This is a genomic window from Gammaproteobacteria bacterium (genome assembly GCA_036381015.1).
In the GTDB taxonomy this organism is placed as follows: domain Bacteria; phylum Pseudomonadota; class Gammaproteobacteria; order Steroidobacterales; family Rariloculaceae; genus ZC4RG20.
In genome coordinates, this window is the sequence record DASVDR010000029.1 from 25,580 (window position 1) to 48,122 (window position 22,543).

General features: G+C 67.1%; 22 protein-coding genes. 7 read left to right on the forward strand and 15 right to left on the reverse strand.

Annotated elements, in window-relative coordinates; translation table 11 throughout:
• Window positions 1–33 precede the first annotated feature (33 nt).
• The 3 genes from VF329_10730 to VF329_10740 are packed head-to-tail and all read right to left on the reverse strand — an operon-like array spanning window position 34 to window position 3,105.
• Window positions 34–1,239 carry an NAD(P)/FAD-dependent oxidoreductase gene (locus VF329_10730; GenBank protein HEX7081479.1) on the reverse strand — a complete coding sequence of 402 codons (1,206 nt, stop codon included), beginning with the start codon at window positions 1,237–1,239 and terminating at the stop codon, window positions 34–36.
• The gene (locus VF329_10735; protein ID HEX7081480.1) at window positions 1,236–1,979 is read right to left on the reverse strand and encodes a methyltransferase domain-containing protein; all 744 of its coding nucleotides are present in this window, start codon (window positions 1,977–1,979) and stop codon (window positions 1,236–1,238) included. The genes VF329_10730 and VF329_10735 overlap by 4 nt, the downstream gene beginning before the upstream one ends.
• A gap of 4 nt (window positions 1,980–1,983) precedes the next feature.
• Window positions 1,984–3,105: a type III polyketide synthase gene (locus tag VF329_10740; GenBank protein ID HEX7081481.1), complete on the reverse strand. Its 1,122-nt coding sequence runs from the start codon at window positions 3,103–3,105 to the stop codon at window positions 1,984–1,986.
• 198 nt (window positions 3,106–3,303) lie between these two features.
• Here VF329_10740 and VF329_10745 point away from each other — a divergent pair, with 198 nt between their 5' ends.
• Window positions 3,304–5,814 carry an FtsX-like permease family protein gene (locus VF329_10745; protein ID HEX7081482.1) on the forward strand — a complete coding sequence of 837 codons (2,511 nt, stop codon included), beginning with the start codon at window positions 3,304–3,306 and terminating at the stop codon, window positions 5,812–5,814.
• A gap of 112 nt (window positions 5,815–5,926) precedes the next feature.
• On the opposite strand, the gene VF329_10750 is transcribed toward VF329_10745, so the two are convergent.
• From VF329_10750 to VF329_10765, 4 genes are read right to left on the reverse strand one after another with little or no spacing between them, the layout of a single operon-like run.
• Window positions 5,927–6,361, reverse strand: a complete 435-nt coding sequence (locus tag VF329_10750; protein HEX7081483.1) for a GNAT family N-acetyltransferase — start codon at window positions 6,359–6,361, stop codon at window positions 5,927–5,929.
• 14 nt (window positions 6,362–6,375) lie between these two features.
• Window positions 6,376–8,031, reverse strand: coding sequence for a hypothetical protein (locus VF329_10755; GenBank protein ID HEX7081484.1), 1,656 nt, complete (start codon window positions 8,029–8,031; stop codon window positions 6,376–6,378).
• Entirely contained in the window at window positions 8,028–8,942 is a 915-nt protein-coding gene (locus tag VF329_10760) for an ABC transporter ATP-binding protein (protein HEX7081485.1), read from the reverse strand. The genes VF329_10755 and VF329_10760 overlap by 4 nt, the downstream gene beginning before the upstream one ends.
• Before the next feature lie 16 nt (window positions 8,943–8,958).
• The gene (locus VF329_10765; GenBank protein ID HEX7081486.1) at window positions 8,959–9,372 is read right to left on the reverse strand and encodes a GntR family transcriptional regulator; all 414 of its coding nucleotides are present in this window, start codon (window positions 9,370–9,372) and stop codon (window positions 8,959–8,961) included.
• A gap of 227 nt (window positions 9,373–9,599) precedes the next feature.
• On the opposite strand from VF329_10765, the gene VF329_10770 reads away from it, so the two are divergent.
• Window positions 9,600–10,490 (forward strand): hypothetical protein, encoded by an 891-nt coding sequence (locus VF329_10770; GenBank protein ID HEX7081487.1) that lies wholly within the window; start codon window positions 9,600–9,602, stop codon window positions 10,488–10,490.
• Here the strand turns inward: VF329_10770 and VF329_10775 are convergent, their stop codons facing one another.
• A complete protein-coding gene (locus VF329_10775) occupies window positions 10,491–11,222 on the reverse strand; it encodes a DUF998 domain-containing protein (protein HEX7081488.1) in 732 nt (243 codons plus the stop codon). It lies immediately after the preceding gene.
• Between the two features lie 12 nt (window positions 11,223–11,234).
• Between VF329_10775 and VF329_10780 the strand changes: the two genes are divergently transcribed.
• Complete coding sequence (locus VF329_10780; GenBank protein ID HEX7081489.1) at window positions 11,235–11,999, forward strand: TetR/AcrR family transcriptional regulator; 765 nt, start codon at window positions 11,235–11,237, stop codon at window positions 11,997–11,999.
• Window positions 12,000–12,109: 110 nt separating this feature from the next.
• Window positions 12,110–12,580: a GFA family protein gene (locus VF329_10785; protein ID HEX7081490.1), complete on the forward strand. Its 471-nt coding sequence runs from the start codon at window positions 12,110–12,112 to the stop codon at window positions 12,578–12,580.
• 63 nt (window positions 12,581–12,643) lie between these two features.
• On the opposite strand, the gene VF329_10790 is transcribed toward VF329_10785, so the two are convergent.
• Window positions 12,644–13,039, reverse strand: a complete 396-nt coding sequence (locus tag VF329_10790; GenBank protein ID HEX7081491.1) for a GFA family protein — start codon at window positions 13,037–13,039, stop codon at window positions 12,644–12,646.
• A gap of 106 nt (window positions 13,040–13,145) precedes the next feature.
• Between VF329_10790 and VF329_10795 the strand changes: the two genes are divergently transcribed.
• Window positions 13,146–13,301: a hypothetical protein gene (locus VF329_10795; protein ID HEX7081492.1), complete on the forward strand. Its 156-nt coding sequence runs from the start codon at window positions 13,146–13,148 to the stop codon at window positions 13,299–13,301.
• Between the two features lie 15 nt (window positions 13,302–13,316).
• On the opposite strand, the gene VF329_10800 is transcribed toward VF329_10795, so the two are convergent.
• From VF329_10800 to VF329_10820, 5 genes are all read right to left on the reverse strand, one after another.
• On the reverse strand, window positions 13,317–13,472 hold the full coding sequence (locus tag VF329_10800) for a hypothetical protein (GenBank protein ID HEX7081493.1): 156 nt from the start codon (window positions 13,470–13,472) through the stop codon (window positions 13,317–13,319).
• Window positions 13,473–13,565: 93 nt separating this feature from the next.
• On the reverse strand, window positions 13,566–16,064 hold the full coding sequence (locus tag VF329_10805; protein HEX7081494.1) for an ABC transporter permease: 2,499 nt from the start codon (window positions 16,062–16,064) through the stop codon (window positions 13,566–13,568).
• 165 nt (window positions 16,065–16,229) lie between these two features.
• Entirely contained in the window at window positions 16,230–16,394 is a 165-nt protein-coding gene (locus tag VF329_10810) for a hypothetical protein (protein HEX7081495.1), read from the reverse strand.
• 201 nt (window positions 16,395–16,595) lie between these two features.
• Window positions 16,596–17,834, reverse strand: coding sequence for an ATP-binding protein (locus VF329_10815; protein HEX7081496.1), 1,239 nt, complete (start codon window positions 17,832–17,834; stop codon window positions 16,596–16,598).
• Complete coding sequence (locus tag VF329_10820) at window positions 17,831–19,579, reverse strand: EAL domain-containing protein (GenBank protein HEX7081497.1); 1,749 nt, start codon at window positions 19,577–19,579, stop codon at window positions 17,831–17,833. The genes VF329_10815 and VF329_10820 overlap by 4 nt, the downstream gene beginning before the upstream one ends.
• A gap of 138 nt (window positions 19,580–19,717) precedes the next feature.
• On the opposite strand from VF329_10820, the gene VF329_10825 reads away from it, so the two are divergent.
• Together VF329_10825 and VF329_10830 are read left to right on the forward strand one after the other, a co-directional pair.
• The gene (locus VF329_10825; protein ID HEX7081498.1) at window positions 19,718–20,221 is read left to right on the forward strand and encodes a GFA family protein; all 504 of its coding nucleotides are present in this window, start codon (window positions 19,718–19,720) and stop codon (window positions 20,219–20,221) included.
• A gap of 110 nt (window positions 20,222–20,331) precedes the next feature.
• Entirely contained in the window at window positions 20,332–20,760 is a 429-nt protein-coding gene (locus VF329_10830) for a hypothetical protein (protein ID HEX7081499.1), read from the forward strand.
• Between the two features lie 73 nt (window positions 20,761–20,833).
• Here VF329_10830 and VF329_10835 read toward each other — a convergent pair whose 3' ends face one another.
• Entirely contained in the window at window positions 20,834–22,528 is a 1,695-nt protein-coding gene (locus tag VF329_10835) for a hypothetical protein (protein HEX7081500.1), read from the reverse strand.
• Window positions 22,529–22,543 lie beyond the last annotated feature (15 nt).

The following is a 22,543-nucleotide window of genomic DNA, read 5'->3' on the forward strand; positions in this document are numbered from 1 at the left end:
GCACCGCTCGCTCCGCGGATCGCGACGATCGTCTCAGTGCCCGGCCGCGAAGCTCGCGTCGAGCGGCGCGGTCTTCCCGCTCAGCTTCGCGCCGAACGTCAGGAGCTCGGGGAAAGCGCGCAGGAGCGGCAGGAGCAGCGCGGGGGAGCGCTCTCGCATCGCGAGCGCGGCGAAGAGCCCGGCGGCGCGAATCCGCATCGCGAAGCGCTGCCGCCAGTCCGCTCGATACGCCGCTCCGACCTGCCTGCGATCGTCTTCGGACGACAGAGCGTTCTCGGCCGCGGTCAGGTGTCGCGCGAGCAGAAGGGCCGATTGCATGGCCATGCTGATGCCGTCTGCGATGATCGGATGGGCTTCACCGGCCGCGTTGCCGACTCGAAACACGTCCGCTGCATAGGCCGGGCGGATGCCGGGCCGGATCGGTCCGGCGGATAACCATCGCCCTTCGACGCTCGAATCATCGAGGCTCGCACGCGCCGCGCGGCAATGGGCGAGCACGTGCCCGAGCACCGCCGGTCCCGCAGGAAGCCCGGGAGACGCCTTGCGAATTCGTTGCAGGGCATCGCGGCGGATGCAGAGACTCAGGCTCGCGTGTCCGCCGTCGCTTTGCACGAGGCCGCCGTAGCCGCCCGGAAATGCCAACAGCGGCATCAAGTCGGCTTCGAGCACGCAGCCGCGGAAGCGGGCTTTGAAAGCGAGCAGATCGGCGGCGCGATGGGGGCGTGCACATTGACTCGGCAGCGGCCCCGGCTCCCAGGAGCCGTGTGCCGCGACGACCACGCGGGCCCGCAGGATCCGATTCACGCCCGCCGCGGCGATTCTGCATGCGTGGTGCCCGCGCTCCGCGCGGAGCTCGACGGCGGCATAAGGCTCCCAAATCTCGGCGCCGGCGGACCGGGCGCGCTCGAGCAGCAGCGCATCCAAGATTTCCCGAGAGAGCGCGCGCCCCCATCCGTCGGCCGCGCCGTGCGCGCTCGGCATCGGGGCGGTCAAGAACGCGTCCTTCGCAAAGAGGCCGACGCGGCGAATTTCGGGGCCGGCCGCTCGGCGAAAAGCGGCGCCGAGCCCGAGGGCGTCGAACAATCCGGCGTTCGTGGCCGAGACGTACTCACCGCAAACCTTCGGCCGAGGGAAGCGCCGCTTCTCCACGACCGCAACCGACCAGCCCCCCTTCGCGAGGAGAAAGGCCGCGGTCGACCCGGCGGGGCCGGCGCCGATCACCAATGCATCGTGGATCATTCGGCGCCCGGCGCCGCGCCGCGCCGCGCGACGAACGCATGCGTGAACGGGCCCGCTTCGCGCTCCTCGAGCGACCACCCGCGGCGGCCGGGCCAGAGCAGCGACAGCTCGTTTCGCGAGAAGCCGGCGCGGACGCTCACGACGGCGTCATGACGGCTGACGTCGTTGCAGCCGATCGCCCACAAGAGCCGGCTGCCGGCCAACGCGGCCGCCGATCGCCTCGGTTCGCACGCGACGAACAGCGTCGCGACGCCGGCGAGCAGCGCGAAGAGCCGCTCTAGCTGCGCCGTATCGAGGTGGTGCAGGAAAAGGTTCGCCGTCACGACCTCCGCGCGAACGGCGCTCGCCCCCCAGAGATAGGCGAGAGCGTCGGCGCCGACCAGCTCGAGATCCCATCCGAGCGAGCGGAATTCCGCGCGCGTTCGATCGCTGACGACGGGTTGGCGATCGACCAGCGTCACGGACACGCGGGGCCAGCGGCGCGAGAGCCGCCGCGCGAGCTTCAGCAGGAACGTTCCGTCGCCGCCGCCGAGATCGACGATAGAGCGCGGCGGCGCGCCGCACCGGCTCTCGAGCAGCTCGCCCATGATGCGCGCGTTCAGCATCCAGGCGTTGACGCGCTGCAGATCGCGCCGCGACCGAATCGCCCGAGGATCGGCGGCAGGCAGCTCGTCGAGCCACTCGGGCTCGACCGAACGGGCGCTGCGGCCGACGCGGACATGAGTGAGATTTCCCGGCATCGCCTCAGCCCACGGCGTGAAACCGCATCGTCTCGGCGACGAGCCCCGGGCCGAACGACATCGCGCACCCTTTCGCGCCTGCGCGCGCCGACGAGAGAAGCTCCCGGAGCACGAACAGCACCGTCGCGGACGACATGTTGCCGAAGCGCCGCAGCGTCTCCCGCGACGCCGACAGCGCAGAAGGCTGCAATTCGAGCGCGCGCTCCACCGCGTCGAGGACCGATCGGCCGCCGGGATGCACGGCCCAAAGGTCGACCGATCCGGCTTCCGCTCCGGCGAGGATCTCGCTCGAATGCGCGACGAGCGACTCGAAGATCGCATGCGGCACCTGGCCCGAAAGCCGCATGTCGAAACCGGCGTCGCGAATGTTCCACGTGATCAAATCCCGCGCGGCGGGCGCGAGCACCGTGGTGAAGCCGTCGAGAGCGAAGCCCTCGGGCTTCGACGTGACGAGACACGCGGCCGACCCGTCGCCCCACAGCAGGAACGACAGTATCTCCTCGAGGTCCGTCGTTTCCTTCAGATGCAACGTGCACAGCTCGAGGCTCACGATGAGCACTCGAGCCTCGGGCTCCGATCGCACGATGTGACGTGCGAGACGCAAGGCGTTGACGGCGGCGTAGCAGCCCATGAATCCGAGGATCGTTCGCTCGACCGATCGCGCCAAACCGCAGCGCTCGATGATCTCGAGATCGAGGCCGGGCGCCGAAAGCCCGGTGCAGCATGTGATCAGCAGGTGCGTGATCCGGCTGCGCTCGTCCTCCAATTGCAGACGACGCACGGCGTCCGCGGCGAGACCGGGAGCATGCTCCTCGAAAAAGCGCATGCGCGCGCCCGTGCCCGGGAAACGCCCACGGACGAAGAGGCCGCCGACATCCAGCACGTCGCCGTCGAGCCCGTCCAGCGGCTCCAAGCACGAATAGCGGTGATCGATTCCGCCTTTTCCGACGAGGCGGCGAAACAGGAGGGCGTTGCGACGGTCGTCTCGGAGCTGAGACTCGGCAAAGCGGATGAACGCCTCGTGCACGTCGTGAGGCGGCACGCACGCGGCGATTCGATTGATGAACGCCTCCACCATGTCTCGTGCCTGCTCCCGTTGCCGATATCGGCGGCGATTGCCCGTAATGCTTTTGTCCCTCGAAGGGCGCTCCGGGTTTCATCGGTGCGTCCCCGCGGCGATCGCTGTGGCCGCTCGGGCCGATTCCTGCCGCAGCCCGGCAGGTCCGTGCAGGCCGATCGCGTTCGGGGAGCCCGGTCGCCAGGCCCTGGCATCTTGTGATAGCTTCTTCGATGCAAGAAAGTCTTCGGCCGTTCAAAGGTCGGCGTGGGGGGGCGAATGCTCGGGCACTACTTCGTCGTCGCGTTGCGCGCCTTTCGACGCAGACCGTTCGCCACGGCCGTCAATATCTTCGCCCTCGCGCTCGGCCTCACGTGCTTCGTCGCGGCCTACGCCACCGTCGTCTATTGGTCGGACGCCGAACGGCATGTCGCCGCGGCCGACCGAACCTACGCGATCACCGCCAACCTCGCGCTGAGCGACGGCAGCGCCGCCACGGGCGTCGTGCCCCGCACGAGCGACGTCGTCGCGAAGTATCTCGAAGCCGATTTTCCCGAGCTCGAGGCGGTGGTCCGCGCTTGGCCGGGCAACGGCAACGACGTCTCGGTCACCACCGGCGAGAAGAAGACGCGCCTGCAGCTCGCTTACGCCGACGCCGAATTCCTCGATGTATTCGACCTGCCCGTGAGCGCCGGCGACCGCGCCTCGGCGCTCAGCCGGCCGGGCAGCGTCGTGCTGACCGAGTCGGCGGCGATGACGCTCTACGGCGTTCCGGATCCGATCGGCCGCTTCATCCAGGTCTCCACCGATATCGAAGGCACGGTCACGGCCGTCATCGACGACATTCCGCAGCCCTCGCACATGGGGCCCTCCGCGTCCGCGTTCCTGCGCTTCGATGTCCTCGTGTCGTGGGATGCCGCGGAGCGGCTGGTCGCGATCGCGCAGGGCCGGAACGCGGGGCAGGCGCCCGAGAACTGGCTCAGCACGTGCTGCGTCACGTATGCGGTGCTGCCGGCCGACGGCTCCCTCGACGAGGCCGAGTTCAGAGCGGGCCTCGCCGACTTTGCGAGCCGCCACGTGCCGGCCGAGCAGGCCGCAATCGCGGATCTGCAGTTCGATGCCGTGCCGATCCGCAGCCTGATGGTGGCCGGCATCGACTCGCTGATCTTCGCCGGAAACCGCGTGGCGGTCTCGATCACGACGTTGCTGCTGCTCCTCGGCGGCCTGGTGCTGGTCGTTGCCGCGATCAATTACGCGAACCTCGCGACCGCGCAGGCAACGGCACGTGCGAAGGAAGTCGGCATGCGCAAGGTCGTCGGCGCCGCTCGCGGTCAGCTGATGTTCCAGTACGTGCTCGAAGCCGGCTTGCTCGCCGCGGCAGGTCTCGTGGTTGCTTTGCTCGCGGTCGTGCTGGTCGCGCCCGTCGTTCGCGCCTACGCGGAAGTCGATCTCACGCTCGCGCTCTGGAGCTCGGCGGGCTTTTGGCTATTCGTGATCGGCCTCATCGCCGTCGTCAGCTTGCTCGCGGGCGCCTACCCGGCGTTCGTCCTGTCGCGCGTGCGGCCGGTCGACGCGCTGCGCTCCGGGAGGATGCGCAGCGGCCCGCGGGTCCTGCCGGCGCTGCTCGGCGGGGCTCAGTTCGCGGCCGCGAGCTTCCTGCTGATCGCGGTGCTCGTCATGTTCAGTCAGAACCGCGAGCTCAGGCAGATCGGGCTCGGCACCGACAGGGATCCGCTGATCACGATAACCAACGTGCCGTTTTTCACCCGCGTCGATCCGGAAGTCTTCCGCAACGATCTGCTGCGCATCCCAACCGTCAGGTCGGTCACCAGCGTCGGCGCCATTCCGTGGAGCAGCGAGATCGGAGTCGGGCTGTTTCGGCGCACCGAGGACCGAAGCGAGGCGAACCAGGTCACGTACCAGAACATCGTGGCGTACGACTTCTTCGAGACGATGCGTACGCCGGTCCTCGCCGGACGAGTCTTCGATCGGGAGCACGGCGAGGACATGTTCCCGGACGGCAGCGATCCGTCGCGCCCGAGGCACATCGTCGTCGATCGAGCGTTTGCCGAGCAGCTCGGCTTCCCGTCGCCGGAAGCGGCCGTCGATCAGGTGATCTACATGCCTTCGTTGGCCGAGGAGGGGCCGGTGGTGCCCGTCACGATCATCGGGGCCGTCGAGAACCGTCCGATGCACTTCCTCGGTCTCGGCGCCACGTCCAACGTCTACATTCTCAGCGGTCATCAGTGGTACGTCATCGCAAGGATCGCGGCGGACGACATTCCCGCCACGTTGGCCGCGATTGAAGCGGCCTGGGATCGGCAAGCGCCGGAGATCGCGATGAGCTTGAGGTTCATGGACGCTTTGTTCGAGCAGAACTACCTGACCTTTGGGCGCATCAACACGGTCTTCAACGGCCTTGCGCTGTTCGCGCTCGTGATCTCCGCGATCGGCCTCTTCGGCATGGCCGTGCACAACACCGGCCGGCGGCTGCACGAGATCGGCGTCCGAAAGACGCTGGGTGCGAATGCGCGGCAGATCGGCGCGATGCTGCTTACCAGCTTCTCCAAGCCGATCGTGGTCGCGAACCTCATCGCGTGGCCGCTCGCGTTCGTCGCCGTGCAAGCCTACTTGCGCGTTTTTCTGCACCGGATACCGGTGACGCTCACGCCGTTCCTGCTGAGCTTGGCGATAACGCTCGTAGTCGCTTGGATCGCCGTCATTGGTCAGACGTGGCGCGCGGCGCGAGTGCGGCCCTCGCAGGTTCTCAGATACTGATTCGAGCGAGGCGCCTTCCTCGAGGCGCCGAATCGCCGCTCACCCGGCCTGCGCGTCCGTCCTGCGGCGGCGTATCGAATAGGTCGCGTCGACGCTCGCCTTCCACTCGGCATCACTCGCCGGCAGCGAGATCCACGATGGAAAAATGGTGGCTCGTGATGTGAAACCCGTGGCGTAGATAAAAGCGGTGCGCGGCGAAGCGTTGCACGCCGGAGTCCAAGTGAAGCTGGCCGCAGCCGTGCTCACGCGCGTACGCCTTCAGCCACTCGATCATCCTGGTGCCGAAACCGCCCGAGCGGCGGTGCTCCGCCGTCACCAGGTCGTCCACGTAAAGGTGCTTGCCCCACGCGAGCTTCGTCCCGATCACGAAGCCCGCCGCGCACACGATCTCTCCATCGGACTCGATGTAGGCCACCCGATACCCGCTCCTCTGTTGCGCCTTGACTCTCGCGATCAAGTCTTCCGGCGACAAATCCGGCCTCAATTGGCGGAGAACCGGGGCGACGCGCTCGAGCTCGGCGTCGGAGCGTGCGATCTTGACTTCCATCGGTTGCGCGTGCCTCACCGACAACGATTCACGTGCAGCGCGAGCGGCGCGCCCATGATCCCGAGCACGGGCAGGAGGACGACGATCGCGGCGGCCGCGGTGACGAGGTGATCCCCGGCTCCGGGAACGTAGCGCACGCACCCGGAGAGCACCGCGACGGCCGCTGCGAGCCAAACGCCGCCGATCGTGCCGACCCGGGACCATCGGTAGAGGCGACGCGTGCCCACCCGGTGAATCAGCCAAGCGAGCGCCGCGAGCTTCACCGCGGCGAGGGTCAGGATCACGCTGGGCAGCGCGACGGCGGGATGGGTCTGCATCCACGTGACTCCGAAGCCCCAGCCGAGAACGATGAGCACGAGGCCCGAGGTCACGCCGTGCCACACGGCGCGGCGGTCCGACAGCGCGAGCCAGACGGTGTTCATGGTTGCCGCAATCGCGACGAGCGGCAGCGCGGCGGCCGCGAGGGCGAGGAGGGTCGTGCCCTCGAGCGGACCGTACCGCTCGCGGAGGCCCGCCGCGAGCACGGCCGGCCACGCCGCTTCGATGAGCACGCCGCAGAGCACGATCGTCGCGGTCATGCCCGCGCACATGAGCGCCACGCTGCGCGCCGCGGCTCGCATCTTCGCCCATGCGAAATCCCCGGACGAAAGGGGGAGCGCGGCGAAGAACGACGGCATCATAAACGCCTTGTATCGGTTCGACGCGAAGTTCGCGAAGAGCGGCCCGAACGACGGGACGAACACGAGGGCGATGAAGAGCAAGCCCACGGCGGCGGGCAGTATCGCGTCGGCGCTCAAAGCGTCGCGGCGCGGCGCGAGCAGCATCGGGGCCGCCAGGATCAGGGCACAGACGGTGGTCAGAAAGAAATACCGCGACAGCCCGTGCAGGTGCCACTCGTACCACACTTGCGCATCGACCCCCGAGCGAAATGCCGGCCTTCGGGTCATCGCCGGCGCCGCTCGGCCGGCCGACTCGACTGCCGCGCGCGACGCGGCGGGCGGCGGATCGCCTCGCCGTGCAAGGGCCACGCCGCGCACGGCGACAGCGCCCGCCGACAGCACGCCGGCCGCGCAGAGGGCGGCGAATTCCGCCGCACCCAAAAATTCGTTGATGCCGGCAACGAGCCCGGCGACGTGTACCGCGACCAGCACGAGCAAGAGACCGATCCGGCCCCAGCGGCGACGGAATGGAGTCCACATGAGCGCCTGCGCCCACGCGAGGAGGCTGAGCTCGAGGAACGGGAACCACGTTTCGCGGCGGAGTGCATCGCTCGGCAGGTGCAGAGGTCCGGCGAGGAGCACGCGGCCGCCGGTGATTTCGATCGCGACGGCCCAGGCGACCGCCCATACGAGCATGGCGTACGCCACGAACGGGAGCGCGAGCTGGATCGAGCCGACCGGCAGCGTCGAGAAGTGCCGCGGGAACGCCGATTCACGGCTTGCGGCATCCACCGAGAGCACGCTCGAAGACGTCACGAACAGCGCGAGCGGCAGGAAAAACGGCGCGGCGCGCAGGAAGGTGAGCATCGTGACGACGAGCGGCTTCCCTTCCAGCGCCCAAAGCGTGTCGAAGAGCGCGAAAATCACGACGTAGATCGCGCCGGCGGAGACGAGTAGAAGCCGGTGACGGCTGAAGACGTAGAGCGCGGCGCCCTTGAACGCCGCGTTCACGGATGCTGGTCCCGCATTGCCGGGTCGCGTTCGGCAAGCGCGACGAAAAGCTCGTTCAGGCTGGGGGTGGCGCGCTCCACGAGGCGCGCATCGAGGGCGGCGGCCGCCGATTCCGCCGCGCTCGCTTCGCCGTAGAAGAATGCCGACCAATGGGGCCCCGTGCCCTCCCAGTGGAAGAACCCGTTCGCCTTCGGCGTGGCATGCGGCGGCTCGTTGAAGCGGAGCACGACGCGGTGATACGTGCCTTTCAGCGCGTCGAGCGCATCGTTCGCGACGATCCGGCCATGGTCGATGATCGCGACGTGATCGGCTACGCGCTCGACCTCGTCGAGGAGATGCGAAGAGAAGAGGACCGTGCGCCCCTCCTCGGCGATGGTCTTCACGATCGCACGCAGGATGTCGCGGCGCACGAGCGGATCGAGCCCGGACGACGGCTCGTCGAGCACGAGAAGCTCCGGCCGGTGCGCGACCGCGAGCAGGAGCCCGAGCCGAGCGCGCTGCCCCTTCGAGAGCTCCTTCACACGCTTGCTCGCGTCGACCTCGAAGGTTTGCCGCAGCTGCTCGGCATAGTCGTCGTCCCATCGCGGATAGAACGCGCGTGTGAAGGCGATGAGCTCCGCGACGCGCATCCACTCCGGCAGCTCGCTCACCTCGGAGAGATAGCCGATCCGCGCGAGCACTTCGGTCGGGTGCGCGACCGGATCTAGCCCGAACACGCGCACCTCGCCCGCTTCTGCTCGGAGCAGCCCCATCACGTGGCGGATCAGCGTCGTCTTGCCGGCGCCGTTCGCGCCGACGAGGCCGAATACGACGCCGCGCGGCACGGCCAGGCTCACGTCCGCGAGCGCCCGTGTTGCGCCGAAGCGCCGCTCGAGCCCACGAACCTCGACGATCGTCTCGGTGCCTGTCATGTCGCCCGCCCTCGGTTCAGCTTTCATGGCCGCCTCGCTTCGACTTCAGACCTGCGTGCATCGCGCTCGCGCGCTGGTCGATCACGGCCTTGAGCTCCTCGACGTCGACGCCGAGCGCGCTCGCCTCCGCGAGCAGCGTGTCCACCTTCTGCCGCACGATTCGCAGCCGCTCTCGGCGCGCGAACGGCGAAGGGCTGCTCGATACGAAGGTGCCCACCGTGCCGCGCTTCACGACCAGCCCTGCGATCTCGAGCTCTCGATAGGCGCGCGCGACGGTGTTCGGATTGATCAAGAGCTGCTCCGCTAGCGCGCGGATCGGAGGCAGCTCGTCGCCCGGCCGCAGGACCTTGGACGCGACCAGATACTTGATCTGGTTCACGATCTGCTGATAGACCGGAACGCCCTCGTCCGGCGAGATTCGTATACGCAAGCCGCCCGCCGTAGTTGTGATGTTGTATCAAGACATTAATACAAGAAACGTCGAGGGTCAAGGGAGAGACGCAGCGCATCCCGGGCGGTCGGATGGTGCCGATGCCTCCCCCTGGCCCCGGGCGCGAGGTCGTCGCCGCGATGGCTTGCGCGCACGTCGCGCGGCGAGGAGCCGAACGTTTAGACTATTGGCGGCCCGCGTCACCGAGCGGGCGGGGGAGGAGAAAAATGAGAACGACGACGTGGGCGGCTCTCGCCGTGCTGGCCGGCATCGCGGCAACGGCCGATCGAACCGCATCGGCCGCCACCGACACATGCGACCGCGAGTGTCTGCGCGGCATGATCACAACGTTCCTCTATGCGCTGCTCGAGCATGATCCGAGCAAGTTGCCCGTCGCCGACACGCTGCGCGTGACGGAGGACGCCATCGAGAAGCCGCTTGCGCAGGTAAGCCTACTGAACACCGTCACGAGGCTCCGCGGCTATCGCCAGGATATCCTCGATGAGCGCGCGGGAATGGCCGGTGCGGATGTCGTCGTGGAAGAGGATGGAGCGCCGGTGCTGCTGGTCGTTCGTCTCAAGGTCGTCGACCGGCAGATCACCGAGATCGAGACGGTCGCGACGCGGAGCCGCGCGGAGGGACTCATCTTCAACATCGATGGTTTGAGCGCCCCGAGCGAAGAGATGAACTACGCCCCGCGTCCGGAGCAACTCGCCTCGCGCGAGGAGGCGATCGAGGCGGCGATGCACTATCCGGCGGGCCTCAATGCGGCGAAGACCTTCGCCGCGGTGAACGCACCGTTCGCGCCGGACGCTTACCGTTACGAGAACGGCCAGGTGATGGCGGGCCCGGACTGCACGTTCGCCCCGGGCTGCCAGAACATCGCGACGCAGTCGCTGGCCATTTTCGAGCGCCTCGGCGACGTTTCGACGCGCCTGATCGGAGTCGACGAGCGAATGGGGATCGTCTGGCTCCGCATGGCGTGGGGCGTACGCGAAGAAGGCGGAGACCAGCTTACGGTCTGGGAAAGCTTCAAAGTCTACGACGGTCAGATCCACGCCGTCGAGGCGTTCATGAAGGTCCTGCCCATTGAGCTCCGGTGGGGCGGCTGGGAGTAGCTACTCATAGGGGGATCGAGGCCCGCAGCTCGGGTGCGGCGCCGCGCGGTACAGGTGGAGCGACATGACGGCGAGCCATGCCCACCCTACGACGACACTCAACCAGATTCCCAGGGTTGCAGCGGAAGCGGAGCGGCTCGAGAGTGCCGCGCCACCGAAGAATCCCAGCGCGACCGCAAGGCCGCATGTGAGCGAGAGACGCGCGAGCGACGGCACGTTACGGCGCGACATTACTCGCGCCGCGAGGAAGCAACTGACGGCGAGGGAGATGAATCCCAACGAGCCCGCGACGAGGTGGAGCAACCCCGACGTGCTGATAGACGAGGGATATCCTTCGGGAGTCCCGGGGGGAAAGCCGTCCGACGGGTCTGCCGTGAACACGGCCGCCACGATCATGCTCGCGCCGAAGGCGCCGAGGAACCCGCTCACCGCGCGCGCCTTCGCCCCCAGCACGCGCGCGGCCCCCGCGGCAGCGGCGAGTACCATCAGGCCACTGATCACGAAGTTCGCAGTCTGGACCCAACCGCCCGGCCCGTTGGCGAGCAAGCTCAGCGGGTGACGCGTGAGGTCGAAGCCGTCGCGAAGGAAAGCCTGAATCAGACCGACGGCCACATAGAAGGGACCCACGAGCACGCCATAACCGAGCAGCGACCGCGTGACCGCGGCGCCCCGATCGAATCCCGATTCGTTCCCGAGCTTCGGTGCCGCGCCGGGGGATGTTTCGGGCTCCATCGTCGGCTTACCATGACTGGTTTGGATTTATATCCTGGACGGTATAATATTTCACCCATCAGTACAAGATCATCCAACCGGAGCGCTCGCCGGCGCCGAGCTCGCCGCTTCGCGGGTCCGCGCGCGGACGACCCGCGCGTCGTTCGGTCGCGCGCGGCCGTAGTCGATGCGGCGCGGACACTCTTCCTGCGCAACGGGTATGCGGGTACCACGATGGAGGAGATCGCGGCGCTCGCCGGCCTCACGAAGCGCACGGTCTACAACAACTACGCCGACAAGGATGCGCTCTTCACACAGATCGTCGGGGACGTCATCGCTTACGCGGAAGAGTTCGCCCGCGAGCTGCACGAAGCGTTCACCGTCGGGATCACCGCAACGAACCTTAGGGCGGCACTGGACGACCTGGCTTGTCGCCTCGCGCTCGTCATCGTGCGCCGCGAGGTGATCGCGCTTCGGCGGCTCCTGATCGCCGAGGCGCGGGCGTTTCCCGCTCTGGCGAGGGAGTACTTCGATCGCGTTCCCGGTCAGGTGCTCGAAGCGCTGGCGTCGGGATTCGAGCATTTGGGGCGGGCCGGGCTGCTGCGAGTGGCGGACGCGCGATGCGCCGCGTCGCAGTTCGCGTACCTCGTGGCCGGCGAGCCCCTGGACCGCGCGATGCTGGTAGGGACGGTGCCGTCCAGAGAGCACGTCGTCGCCTGTGCGCGGGAAGGAGTCGAGACGTTCCTCGCGCGATACGGCGCCGCGCGCGGCCGGCGCGACCGTTACGGCGCTCGGTAGCGCTAGAATCGCCGGGCAGGGGGGCATGAGAATCCGGCAGTCGCTCCCTGCGGAGGGCTCATGACTGTTTTCGAGCTGGACGTCTCGGGTTTTCCGACACCGGAGTCACGATGAGTAGCTATGAAGGCGGGTGCGCTTGCGGCGCCGTTCGTTATCGGCTCGAGTCCGAGCCGATGTTCGTTCACTGCTGTCATTGCCGCGACTGCCAGCGGCAGACGGGCTCGGCATTCGTGCTGAACGCGCTGATCGAGACGGATCGCGTCGTGCTCTTGTCGGGCGAGCTCACGGTGCACACCATGCCGACCGACAGCGGCCGGCCGCACGACGTTTACCGCTGCGCGACATGCGGCACGGCCGTTTGGAGCGACTACGGCCGGCGCCGATACTTGCGATTCGTGCGTGTCGGCACGCTCGACGAGCCCGATGCGATCGCACCCGACGTGCACATCTATACGCGTTCGAAGCTCCCATGGGTACGCCTACCGGAAGGCGCGCGTGCGTTCGAGGCGTACTACCACATGAAGACGGAGTGGCCGCCCGAGAGCCAGACGCGGCGCGAACGGGCGGCCGGCAAGGCGTAGCAGCGGCATGCCGTTCGGCGAGCGTCACGCACCCTCCGCCATCCTTGGCAGCGGAACGGCGTCCTATCCCGGATACTCGTCGAACTCCGCGAGCCCCTGCTGGCGCTTGTGCCACGGCGGGCTCGATTTCAAGAACATGTGCGCCGACTCGACGAGCGGCTCGGCGGTGTCGAGCGTCCCCGGCTGGATGAAGTAGATCCCCATCGAGGGGTGACCGGTCGGCATGTGCGTGCCGCACACGGAGCAGAAATTGCGGAAGTTGCCGGGAGAGCTTTCGTACTTCTTGAGCAGCGACTCGCCGCTCGTCCACTTGAAGCTGTCGAACGGTGCCGTGGTGTAGTCGCCGTAAGCCGAGCCGCTCGTCTTCTGACAGATCTTGCAGTGGCATTTCGTGACGCTCGGCCCGACCGTGGCCGCTTCGTAAGTGACCTTTCCGCACAAGCAGCTTCCCTTGGCCATTTTGGTTCTCCAAACATGTCTGCCGCGCCTCGAGGCCGCGGCACGTCGGGTGGCTGAATCGGAGATCAATCGTAGCAGCGGCGGTCTATTGCGACAAAGTGCTCGCTTGCCGATACGCTCGAGGCCGGCTCCAAGTTTCGAGATTCAGATCGCCGGCCAGCGGATCTACGTCCCGGCGCGCGCGAGCTTCAGCGTCGAGCACGAGCGCGGCGCCGCGGAAGAGGAGATCGAATTTCAGATCAAGCGGCCGGCCGGCGAGTAGGCCGACCGGCCGCGCTTACTTCTTCTTCGGCAGCGGCTCGCAGCCGAGCTCGCGCAGGCGCGCCTCGTCGAGGACGGCGGTCGCCTCGGCGTCGATCTGCGCGTCGTCCGGCTCCTTCGGGAGAATCGCGGTCTCGGCGTGCTCTTCGTCCCGGTGCTTGTCTCGCTCCATCGTGTCGCGTCTCGTGCCTTTGAGGACGAGTCAGCGTAGGGGGCGCGAGCCTGCGGCGACAGGACCGGGATCACGATCCGAAGACCACTCCTGCTATTCGTAGCGCAGCGCCTCCATCGGAGCCACCCTCGATGCGCGCCGCGCGGGGACGTAGCCCGCGGCCCACACGACGACGGCGAGCACGGCCGCCGCCGCGAGAATCACGAGCGGATCGCGCCCCGACAAGCCGAACAGGAGGGCTTCGGCGAACCGGCCTAGACCGAGCGCGGCGACTAGACCTACGGCCGCGCCGATCACCGCCATCGCGCCGACTTGCTTCAAGACCATCGCGCGCAGCCGGCTCGGCTCGGCGCCGAGTGCGAGGCGCAGGCCCAGCTCTCGCGTGCGTTGCGTGACGTTGTAGGCGAGCACCCCGTGGAGGCCGACGGCTGCGAGCAGCGTCGCGAGCGCGGCGAATGCCGCCGACAGCACCGACAGCAGGCGATCGATGTAAACCGTCTCTTGCACGAGATCGGTCATCGTCCGGAGGTTCGTGACGGGAACGTCGGGGTCGATCTCCGCGACGACGCGCGGGATCGCCGCGAGCAGCGCTTCCGGGTCCACGCCGGCGCGCACATAGTAGAACATCGACTCGATCGCGTCGGCGCTCTGTCGGCGCGGCGCGTAGACGATCGGCTGGATCTCGCCCTTGACCGAGTCGTGCTTCGCGTCCGCGACCACACCGACGATTTCGAAGGGAAGGTCCGTCGTCGTGCCGAAACCGAGGCGCTTTCCGAGGGGGTCGTCGAGACCGAACTTGCGCACGAAGCTCTCGTTGACGATCGCGACCGGCGGCGAATTGGCCGTGTCCCGATCCGTGAATGCGCGCCCCGCGAGCAGCGAAATGCCGAGCGCATCGAAGTAGCCGGAGCCGATCAGCTGCCATGTGGCGGCGCGGTCGAGATCCGGAGCGGCCTCGAAGCCTTCGACCGACATCTGCCCGCCGATCGAGAAGTCGCTGAGCAGCGGAAGCCATGCGCTGCCGACCGCGAGCACGCCGGGTTGCGCTGCCAATGTCTCCTCGACGCGATCGTAGAGAGCGGCGAGGCGCTCGGCATCGTACGCGTTCAGACGAGGCGTGATGCTGAAGGTCACGAGCGAATCGATGTTCATGCCGAGATCCTCTCGGGCCACGTTCACGAGGCTGCGCGAGAAGAGCCCCGCGAGCACGAGCAGCACCATCGAGAACGCAATTTGCGCCGTGGTCAGCGTTGCGCGAAAGCGCACCGCAGCGCGGCCGCCGGACGCTCGTGAGGCGTGCGCCTTCATCGCCTCGGCCGCGTCCACGCCGCTGACGCGCCATGCGGGTACCAAGCCGAACACGACGACGGTCGCGAGCGATGCGCCGGCCGCGAACGTCAGCGCGGCGGAGCTCAACTGCGGATCGAGCACGGCGGCGAGACCTGCGGGCAATAGGCCCGTGATGAGCCGCACGATCAGGACGGCGACGAGAAGGCTCGCGACGCCGCCGACCGCGATCAGCACGAACGACTCGCCGAGCAGCTGCCGGACGAGCCGGCCGCGGCTCGCGCCGAGGGACGCCCGAATCGCTATCTCCCCGGTCCTGGATGCGCCGCGGGCGAGCAGCAGATTCGCGACGTTCACGCAGACGATCAGGAGCACGAGCACCGTCACGCCGAGCAGCAGCTCGAGCGGCCGGGCCGCCCTGTCCGGGAGCGGGCTCTTGCCGCGCGCTCCCGGAGAGAGCGTCAACCGGCGCTGCCGGAACTGCTCGAGCATGCCGCCCGGCAACTCCGCCTCGCTCAGCATCGGCGCTTCGACCTCGTTCAGAATGCGGCTATGGAGGACGCCGAGCTCCGCATTCGCCCGCTCCGGCGTCACGCCGGGCGCGAGCCGCGCGAATAGATACAGCCAGTAGAACTGCCGGCTCTCGTGAATCGGCGCCGGCCGCATCAAGGTCAGCGTGAGCGGCACGAAGACCTGCGAGCGCACGCCGAGCGTCGTGCCCGTGAAGCCCGCCGGCGCAACGCCGATGATCTCGAGCGCCTGGCCGTTGACCGTGAGCGTCTCGCCGATCACGTTCGGATCGCCGCCGAGCTGCGTCTGCCAGTAGTCGTAACTGAGCACGGCCACGGCGGACTCGCCGATGCGCGGCTCGTCTTGCGGCCCGATGAGTCGACCGAGCGCGGGTTGCAGGTCGAGCACATCGAAGTAGCGGCCCGAGACGAGCGCTCCGCGGCCGGCGAACGGCCGCTCTCCGAAGCTCAAGTTGGCCAAGAAGTCGACGTAGGCCGCGAGCCCCGTGAACACCGTCTGCTCGCGCTCGAGATCGCGGAACATCGGATAGCTGAACTGAGCGTCGCCGTCTCCGATCGCGAGATCCCGAATGCTTCCGCCGGGCTTCGGGCCCGGCGACGCGAGATTGACGAGCCGCTCGGGCTCCGGCACCGGCAGAGGGCGGACGAGAATCTGATGGTAGAGCGAGAACATCGCCGTCGTCGCGCCGATGCCGAGCGCGAGCATGACGATGACGGTCAGCGACAGCGCGGGACGGCGCAGCAACTGACGGACGGCGTATTCGACGTGCGGCATGGTCTTCCTCGTCCAGCACGGCCCGTGCCAGATGAGCCGGAGCGCGCAACGCACTGTTCGGTCAGCCAAAGCGGCCGGAAGACCGGGTCAGTCCGCGCCCGGCCGTCCCGAAATCGGACACGAGGTTCCGGAAGCGGGACTTCCGATAGGCTGTGGCGCCGCCGCCTATTGCGGCGCCGGCGGCCGATCCCGGGCGGGTCCGCAGCGGTCGCAGGAGCTCAGCGCCACGAAGGTGCCGCCGTTCCGCTGGCTTGTCTCGCGCATCAGCGACGCATAGGTCGCCGCAGACAGCAGCTCCTCGGCGACGCGGTAGTACACCGGGAATGCCAAAGCGTGTATCCGCGCTTTTCTCATGCCGGGCTTGCCGGCGACGAGCGCATGAGCGTCGGCGTTGAAGGCGACTATAGGACTAGTAGAAGGCCCGCGGCTGAATCGATTTTCGGCGAGGTGCAGGCGCCTCGATCCGAAATCTGCCGGTGAGGCTTCGGCGTTATGCGCTCGAGGAGAGGAGGGCGGAAGGGCGAAGGATCATCACGACTTTGCGGCTTCGCGTGCCGCAGTCTCCACATCCGCTGCCAGCGGCTGCTGTTTCTTCCATTGAAACTTGAACACAGTGCCCCGGCCGCCGGACGCCGGCTCGAACCAGACGCGGCCGCCTTGCCACTGAACGATGCGGTTCACGATCGCCAGTCCCATACCGCTTCCCTCGACTTGATCGCGCGGTTTCAGCGTCTGAAACATCTCGAATACGCGGTCCGCATATTCATTCGGGATGCCCTCGCCGTCGTCCGCGACGGCAAAGACGTATTGATCGCCCTGCTCCTGACAGGAGACGACGACGCGGCCTTCCGGTCCGGGGTGGTGCTTCACTGCATTGCCGATGAGGTTACGGAACACCTGTTCGAGCGGCGCCGAGTAGGTGCTGAACGTGGGCAGCTGCCCGTCGATCGAGATCGAGATCGTCGGCGGAGGATCGATCAGCTGCGCGACGTCGAGCACGAGGGCATGAGTATCGGTCACGCGATGAGCGCCCACTTTTCTTCCGGCGCGGGAATATGCGAGCAGATCGTCGAGCAGCCGGTTCAGCCGTTGCGTCCTCTTGCGCAGGAGCCCGAGATTCTCCTGAACGTTATTCGCGTCGTAACCGTCCAGCCCCTCGGTAATCCACTCCACCAGCAGCTCGATCGCCCGCAACGGCGCTTTCAAGTCGTGGGACGCAACATAGGCGAATTGCTCGAGATCCTTGTTCGAGCGGACGAGCTCGGCTTGCTTCGCTTGGAGCTCGAGCTCCATTTTTCGCCGATCCGAGATATCCGTGGCCGTCGAGAAGATGCCGCGCACGTTTCCCGACTCGTCGAAGCTCGGTCGGTACGAGAAGCGAAAGTAGCCGTTGCTGTTACCGACCGCGCCGGTCGATTCATAGCTGACCGCCTCGCCCGCGAGAGCGCGCATATAGTACGGTTGCCGCTCAAGGAAGCGCTCGGGGCCCATGATGTCCGAGATGTGCAGACCGATGGCCTCATGCGCCGACCAGCCAGCCGCCTCGAGAAACGCGTCGTTGGCGAACACTATGCGCAATTCGGGATCCAGGAACAGAAAGTGGTTCGGCACGCCTTCGGCGAGCATCCGAAAGCGCTCCTCGCTCGTCTGCGCGCTTCCGGTGGGGCGGGTATCGCCGCCCTCGCGGGCGCGTAGCTGAGCCTCGGCTTTCTCCAGCGCGATAAGCGCCTCTTCGAGCGTCTCGGGTCGTCTGTGTTCGGCAGCGGTCATTTGGATACCTCTCGTCCGGCTTTCATGGCTATGCGCCTTCTCGTGGCTCGCCGGCGGCGCGTGGCCTGCCCGCCCTTCTCGATCATCATCGCGGCGAATTGGTCGGGCTCGATCGGGCGGCTGAAGTAGTGGCCCTGACCGTACTGGCAGTCGTTCCTGGTCAAGAACGACTCCTGTTGCTCCGACTCGATGCCCTCGGCCACGGCATCGAGCGAAAAGCGGTGCGCGATGGTCAAGATCGTGCTGCATATGAGCTGGGCGTCTTGGCTGGTATCGAGGTCCGAGACGAACGAACGATCGATCTTGAGCACGTCGAGCGGAAACTGCCGCAGATCGCTCAGGGACGAATGGCCGGCGCCGAAGTAGTCGATCGCGAGCCTCACGCCGAGGTCCTTCAAGGCGTGCAGGCATTCTCGCGCGCCGTCGGCATCGTCCATCAACGAACGCTCGGTAAACTCGAGCTCGATGAGCTCGGGGTCTACGGAATGAGATTCCAGCACATTGCGAACGACGTCGGGAAACCCGGGCTGCCGGAATTGAGCGGCGGCGACGTTTACCGCTACACGCGGCAGCGGCACGCCGGCGCCCTCCCAGCGCACGAGCTGCCGGCACACCTCCTCGATCGCCCAACGGCCCAACGGGATGATGTGCCCGCTCTCCTCGGCCACGTCGAGGAACGCGCTCGGGCCCACGCGCCCGTGCTTGGGGTGTTTCCAGCGCAGCAGAGCCTCCGCGGCCTCGATCCGGTGATCGGCAAGACGAAACTGCGGCTGGTACAGCAGCTCGAACTGCTCTCGCTCGATCGCGACCTTGAGATCGGCCTCGAGCTGGCGACGGGCCAGAACGTCCTCGTGCATCCTGGGCGAGAAGAACCTCAACGTGTTCCGTCCTTGCCCCTTCGCCTCGTGCATTGCACTGCCGGCGCTATTGAGCAGCGCCGCCGGGTCCGTGCTGTCGAGCGGACATACCGCAATTCCTATGCTCGCCGTGAGGGAAACTTGTCGCCCGCCGACTTCGAATGGCTTCTGCAAAGCGTCGCCGAGATTGCGCGTCGCTGCCTCGACCTCGAGCGGACCTTGGACGTCCTCGAGTATGACGGCGAACTCGTGGCCGTCGACCCGGGCGACCAGGTCGCCTTCGCGAACACTTTCCTTGAGCCGCTGAACGACGGCGCGCACCAGCGCGTCGCCGGTTTGGCGGCCGAGCGTGTCGTTCGCCGTCTTTAACCCATCGACATCGAGCAGCAGCAGCGCCATCGTCCTGCGGCCGCGCAATGCACGCGTAGTCGCGTGCGCAAGCGCGTCACGCAGGTACTGTCGGTTTGGAATCAAGGTCAACCAGTCGAGACGTGCGAGGTAGTTGACCTTGATCTCCGCGCGCTTGCGCTCGATGGCGTAGCGGATAGCGCGCAGGATGATGCGGCCATCGCCCTCCCACTTTACGAGATAGTCCTGGACGCCGCGGTTGAGTATCTCGATAGCGAAATCCTCATCGTCCTGGCCGCTCAGCACCACGATGGGCACGAGCTCGTCGGATTCGTGGATTCTCTCCACGCACTCGACGCCGCGTCCGTCGGGAAGGTTGAGGTCGAGCAGGACGACGTCGAACCGCTCGTTGTCCAGCGCAGCCACCGCATCGCCAATCCGGCTCTTATGCGTTATGGTGACAGAATTGCTGTGTTGCGCGAGAGACAGGCGGAGGAATTCGGCGTCGTCGGAATCGTCCTCGACCAGTAATATCTTCATGTCCGCAGGCACTGGAGGTACGCTCCCGACGTCTCGCGACGGCCAAAAGCTAGCGGAAGGAGCGAAAGGCGATCAGTGCGCGGATCACAGTTCGCGGCCGTGCGAGACGTGTGGCGCTGTTCCCCGCGAGGTACGGTCATGGTGCAAGGCTCTTGTTTGTGCGCGACGGTCCGTTACGCGGTGGAAGCGCCGTTCGAATCGATGCTTCACTGTCACTGCTCCATGTGCCGCAAGCACCATGGTGCAGCATTTGCAACATCCGTATCCGCTCCTTTCGCCGCGTTTCGTTGGTTGACGGGCGGGAGCGCGATCGAGCAGTACGCGTCTTCCGAGGAAGGCAAGCGGTCGTTCTGCCGTTACTGCGGCTCGGTCACTCCGTCGCTGTTGCCCGATTTCGACCTCGCGATCTGCCCCGCCGGGAACCTTGCGGAGGACACCGGCATTCGTCCGCAAGCGCACATATTCGTCGGCTCGAAGGCGCCCTGGTGCACGATCGCCGATTCGCTGCCGCAGCATGAGGCAAACCCGCCCGAATTCGGCGGCGGCGAAGGCGTGCCGCGCCCGGCGGTTCACCCGCGGCCGGGGGTGACGGCGGTTGCCGGGTGCCGGCTCGGCTGCGACTGCTTCACAAAACCCGCATGAATTGCTTCCGGACGGGGACCGAGGACGCTATACAGCTCCTCGAGCGTCCGATGCACCTTCTCCGGTGCATCTGCGCCGTAGCGGCGGATGAGCAAAGCGGGGTCGATCAAGTGCACTTCAAGCTGAGCGGGTGGAAAGCAATTCTGGCGTTGGGGGCGCTTGGGGCGTTTGCTCTGATCCGTTTCAACTTGCAGAGCGCCGCGCTCGAGGCCGACGGAGTCGAGGAAATCAAGAGGTGGCTCGTGTCGGAAACCATGCGAAACTCACTACCGCGCATGCAAGACGCGGCGCGGGCCGGCAATGGGCAATACCTGGAACGAGCGGCCGCGGATCTCGCGGAAGAGAACTTCGACGTCATCTCCGTGACCAGGCATGGGTTGGGAGACCGCATCGTCGCGCGTCTGGATTACAGATACAAAGGCGACCCGCCGCGCGGCGATACGAGTGTGCGCTATCTGCGAATGACCTACTCGCTCGCCACCGGGTGGCGGGTGCAATCGGAAACCACGAAGCTGAGCTATTACTTGGCGGCGTTCTGAAGTATTCCCGGCCGGGCACCGACCAGGTGACCGACGAGCGCGTCCAGGCCGACGCAGCGACTGCGTTCGAGCACTAGAGGTCCGCGAGCGTCAGAGTCGTCGTCGCGTCGCGCCACGCCTCCTCGAACTGGTTCTCCACGAGCTGCGCCTCGCTCGCGCGCTCTTGCGCGCGTAACGCTTGCGAGAGGCCGAACAGCAGCCGCCCGTCGCGCGGCCGTGTCTCGATCGCTTCGCGAAACACTTTCTCCGCCTCGACGGCTTGCCCGGCCCGCAGCAGCGCCGCCGCGAGGCTCTGGCGTATCGGGTAAAACCACGGCGGCGGCTCGTCGTACTGGAGCGCGGCTTCGGCCGAGACGGCGCGCCGCCACGCCTCGATCTCCGCGGCCGAGTCGCCGCGTGCGCCCGCGAGCTGCGCGTCGAGCGTCGCGGCCGCGAGCGCCAGCAGATCGGCCGCCTTGTTGTTCCCGAGATACTGCGACTCCGGCGCTATGCGATCGCGCTCCCGCTCGAAACGCCGCTGCTCGGCCGCGGCCTCGCGGACATTCCCGTTGCCCGCGTAGGCCATTGCGCGCGCGTATCGCCAGAACGCGTGGCTGAGCGGACGCTGCTCATCTGGCTCCGGCTCGGCGAGGATCACGTCCCAGCGATGGAAGCGCAGGTCGACCATTAGCGGATAGAGGCGAAACCCTTCGAGCATCTGCATTTCGACATCGCCGTCGCCGACGTTCGCGACCATATCGAGCGCCGCTTGCCGCGCTTCCTCGTACCGGCCTTGCTGCGCGCGCGCGTAGGCGATGAAGTGCAGGTTGTGCGTCCAGTACATCAGTGGATAGATGCCCGTCGCGTCCGTGCGCTCGACGAACGTCTTGTCGGCGGCCGCGGCGTAGACGTTGGTGGCGGCGGCGAGCTCGTAGTCACCGGTCTGCAGGAAGATGTGCCCCGGCATGTGCACGAGGTGGCCTGCGCCCGGTACGAGCGTCATGAGCCGCATCGCGCTCGGGATCGCGCGCTCGAGGTTGCGCGACGCCTCCACGGCGTGGATGTAGAAGTGATTCGCGCCCGGATGGTTGGGGTTGCGCTTCAGGACGGACTCGAGCACGGCGACTAGCTCGAGCGTTCCGGGCGCGGGCTCGCCTTCGGGCGTCCACAGCTGCCACGGGCGAAGCATCATGAGGCTCTCCGCGAACATCGTGGCGGCGTCGAGATCGTCGGGGTAGCGCGCGACCATCTCGCGCATTGCGTCGCTATACTCGCGGTGGAACGCGAGCCAATCGCTGTTCGGGTCCGGCGACGGATAGCGCTTCGCGAGCGCGGCGATGTAAGCCTTCTCGAGATCGCTGGCCCCGGCGGCGCGCTGCTCGGCGCTCTGCACGGCTTCGTACGTCGCGCGGGCGCGCGCTTCGTCGACCGCCGTGTCGTTGTAATTGGGGCCGATCGAAAGGGCGAGCCCCCAGTACGGCATCGCGGCCTGCGGATCGAGCTCGGCCGCGCGGCGGAAATAGCGCGCCGCCTCGTCGTGATTGAAGCCGTAGAGCAACCCGATGCCCTGATCGAAGTAGGCTTGGGCCTCGGGGTTGGCCGTCGTGATCGGAAAGTGATAGTCGCCGAGGCCTGGATAGAGCTCGGTGGCGGCCGGCGGCAACGGTGAGTCGTGCCCGGCATGCTGTGCCGGCGCGCTCGGGGCTTGGCCCAGAACCGTCAAAAGGCCCGCGCACCACGCGAGCGGACGCGAGGCACGCCGGAACGGAAGATCGTGAAGCGCTCGCATGGCAAGGCTCCCCCT

Excerpts from the sequence above, each read along its gene's own strand:
- VF329_10775 (HEX7081488.1), bottom strand. The coding sequence starts at position 11,222 with ATGGAGCCCGAAACATCCCCCGGCGCGGCACCGAAGCTCGGGAACGAA.
- VF329_10815 (HEX7081496.1), bottom strand. The coding sequence starts at position 17,834 with ATGACCGCTGCCGAACACAGACGACCCGAGACGCTCGAAGAGGCGCTT.
- VF329_10735 (HEX7081480.1), bottom strand. The coding sequence starts at position 1,979 with ATGCCGGGAAATCTCACTCATGTCCGCGTCGGCCGCAGCGCCCGTTCG.
- VF329_10820 (HEX7081497.1), bottom strand. The coding sequence starts at position 19,579 with ATGAAGATATTACTGGTCGAGGACGATTCCGACGACGCCGAATTCCTC.
- VF329_10750 (HEX7081483.1), bottom strand. The coding sequence starts at position 6,361 with ATGGAAGTCAAGATCGCACGCTCCGACGCCGAGCTCGAGCGCGTCGCC.
- VF329_10785 (HEX7081490.1), top strand. The coding sequence starts at position 12,110 with ATGAGTAGCTATGAAGGCGGGTGCGCTTGCGGCGCCGTTCGTTATCGG.
- VF329_10730 (HEX7081479.1), bottom strand. The coding sequence starts at position 1,239 with ATGATCCACGATGCATTGGTGATCGGCGCCGGCCCCGCCGGGTCGACC.
- VF329_10825 (HEX7081498.1), top strand. The coding sequence starts at position 19,718 with ATGGTGCAAGGCTCTTGTTTGTGCGCGACGGTCCGTTACGCGGTGGAA.
- VF329_10760 (HEX7081485.1), bottom strand. The coding sequence starts at position 8,942 with ATGACAGGCACCGAGACGATCGTCGAGGTTCGTGGGCTCGAGCGGCGC.
- VF329_10780 (HEX7081489.1), top strand. The coding sequence starts at position 11,235 with ATGACTGGTTTGGATTTATATCCTGGACGGTATAATATTTCACCCATC.
- VF329_10835 (HEX7081500.1), bottom strand. The coding sequence starts at position 22,528 with ATGCGAGCGCTTCACGATCTTCCGTTCCGGCGTGCCTCGCGTCCGCTC.
- VF329_10790 (HEX7081491.1), bottom strand. The coding sequence starts at position 13,039 with ATGGCCAAGGGAAGCTGCTTGTGCGGAAAGGTCACTTACGAAGCGGCC.
- VF329_10805 (HEX7081494.1), bottom strand. The coding sequence starts at position 16,064 with ATGCCGCACGTCGAATACGCCGTCCGTCAGTTGCTGCGCCGTCCCGCG.
- VF329_10800 (HEX7081493.1), bottom strand. The coding sequence starts at position 13,472 with ATGGAGCGAGACAAGCACCGGGACGAAGAGCACGCCGAGACCGCGATT.
- VF329_10770 (HEX7081487.1), top strand. The coding sequence starts at position 9,600 with ATGAGAACGACGACGTGGGCGGCTCTCGCCGTGCTGGCCGGCATCGCG.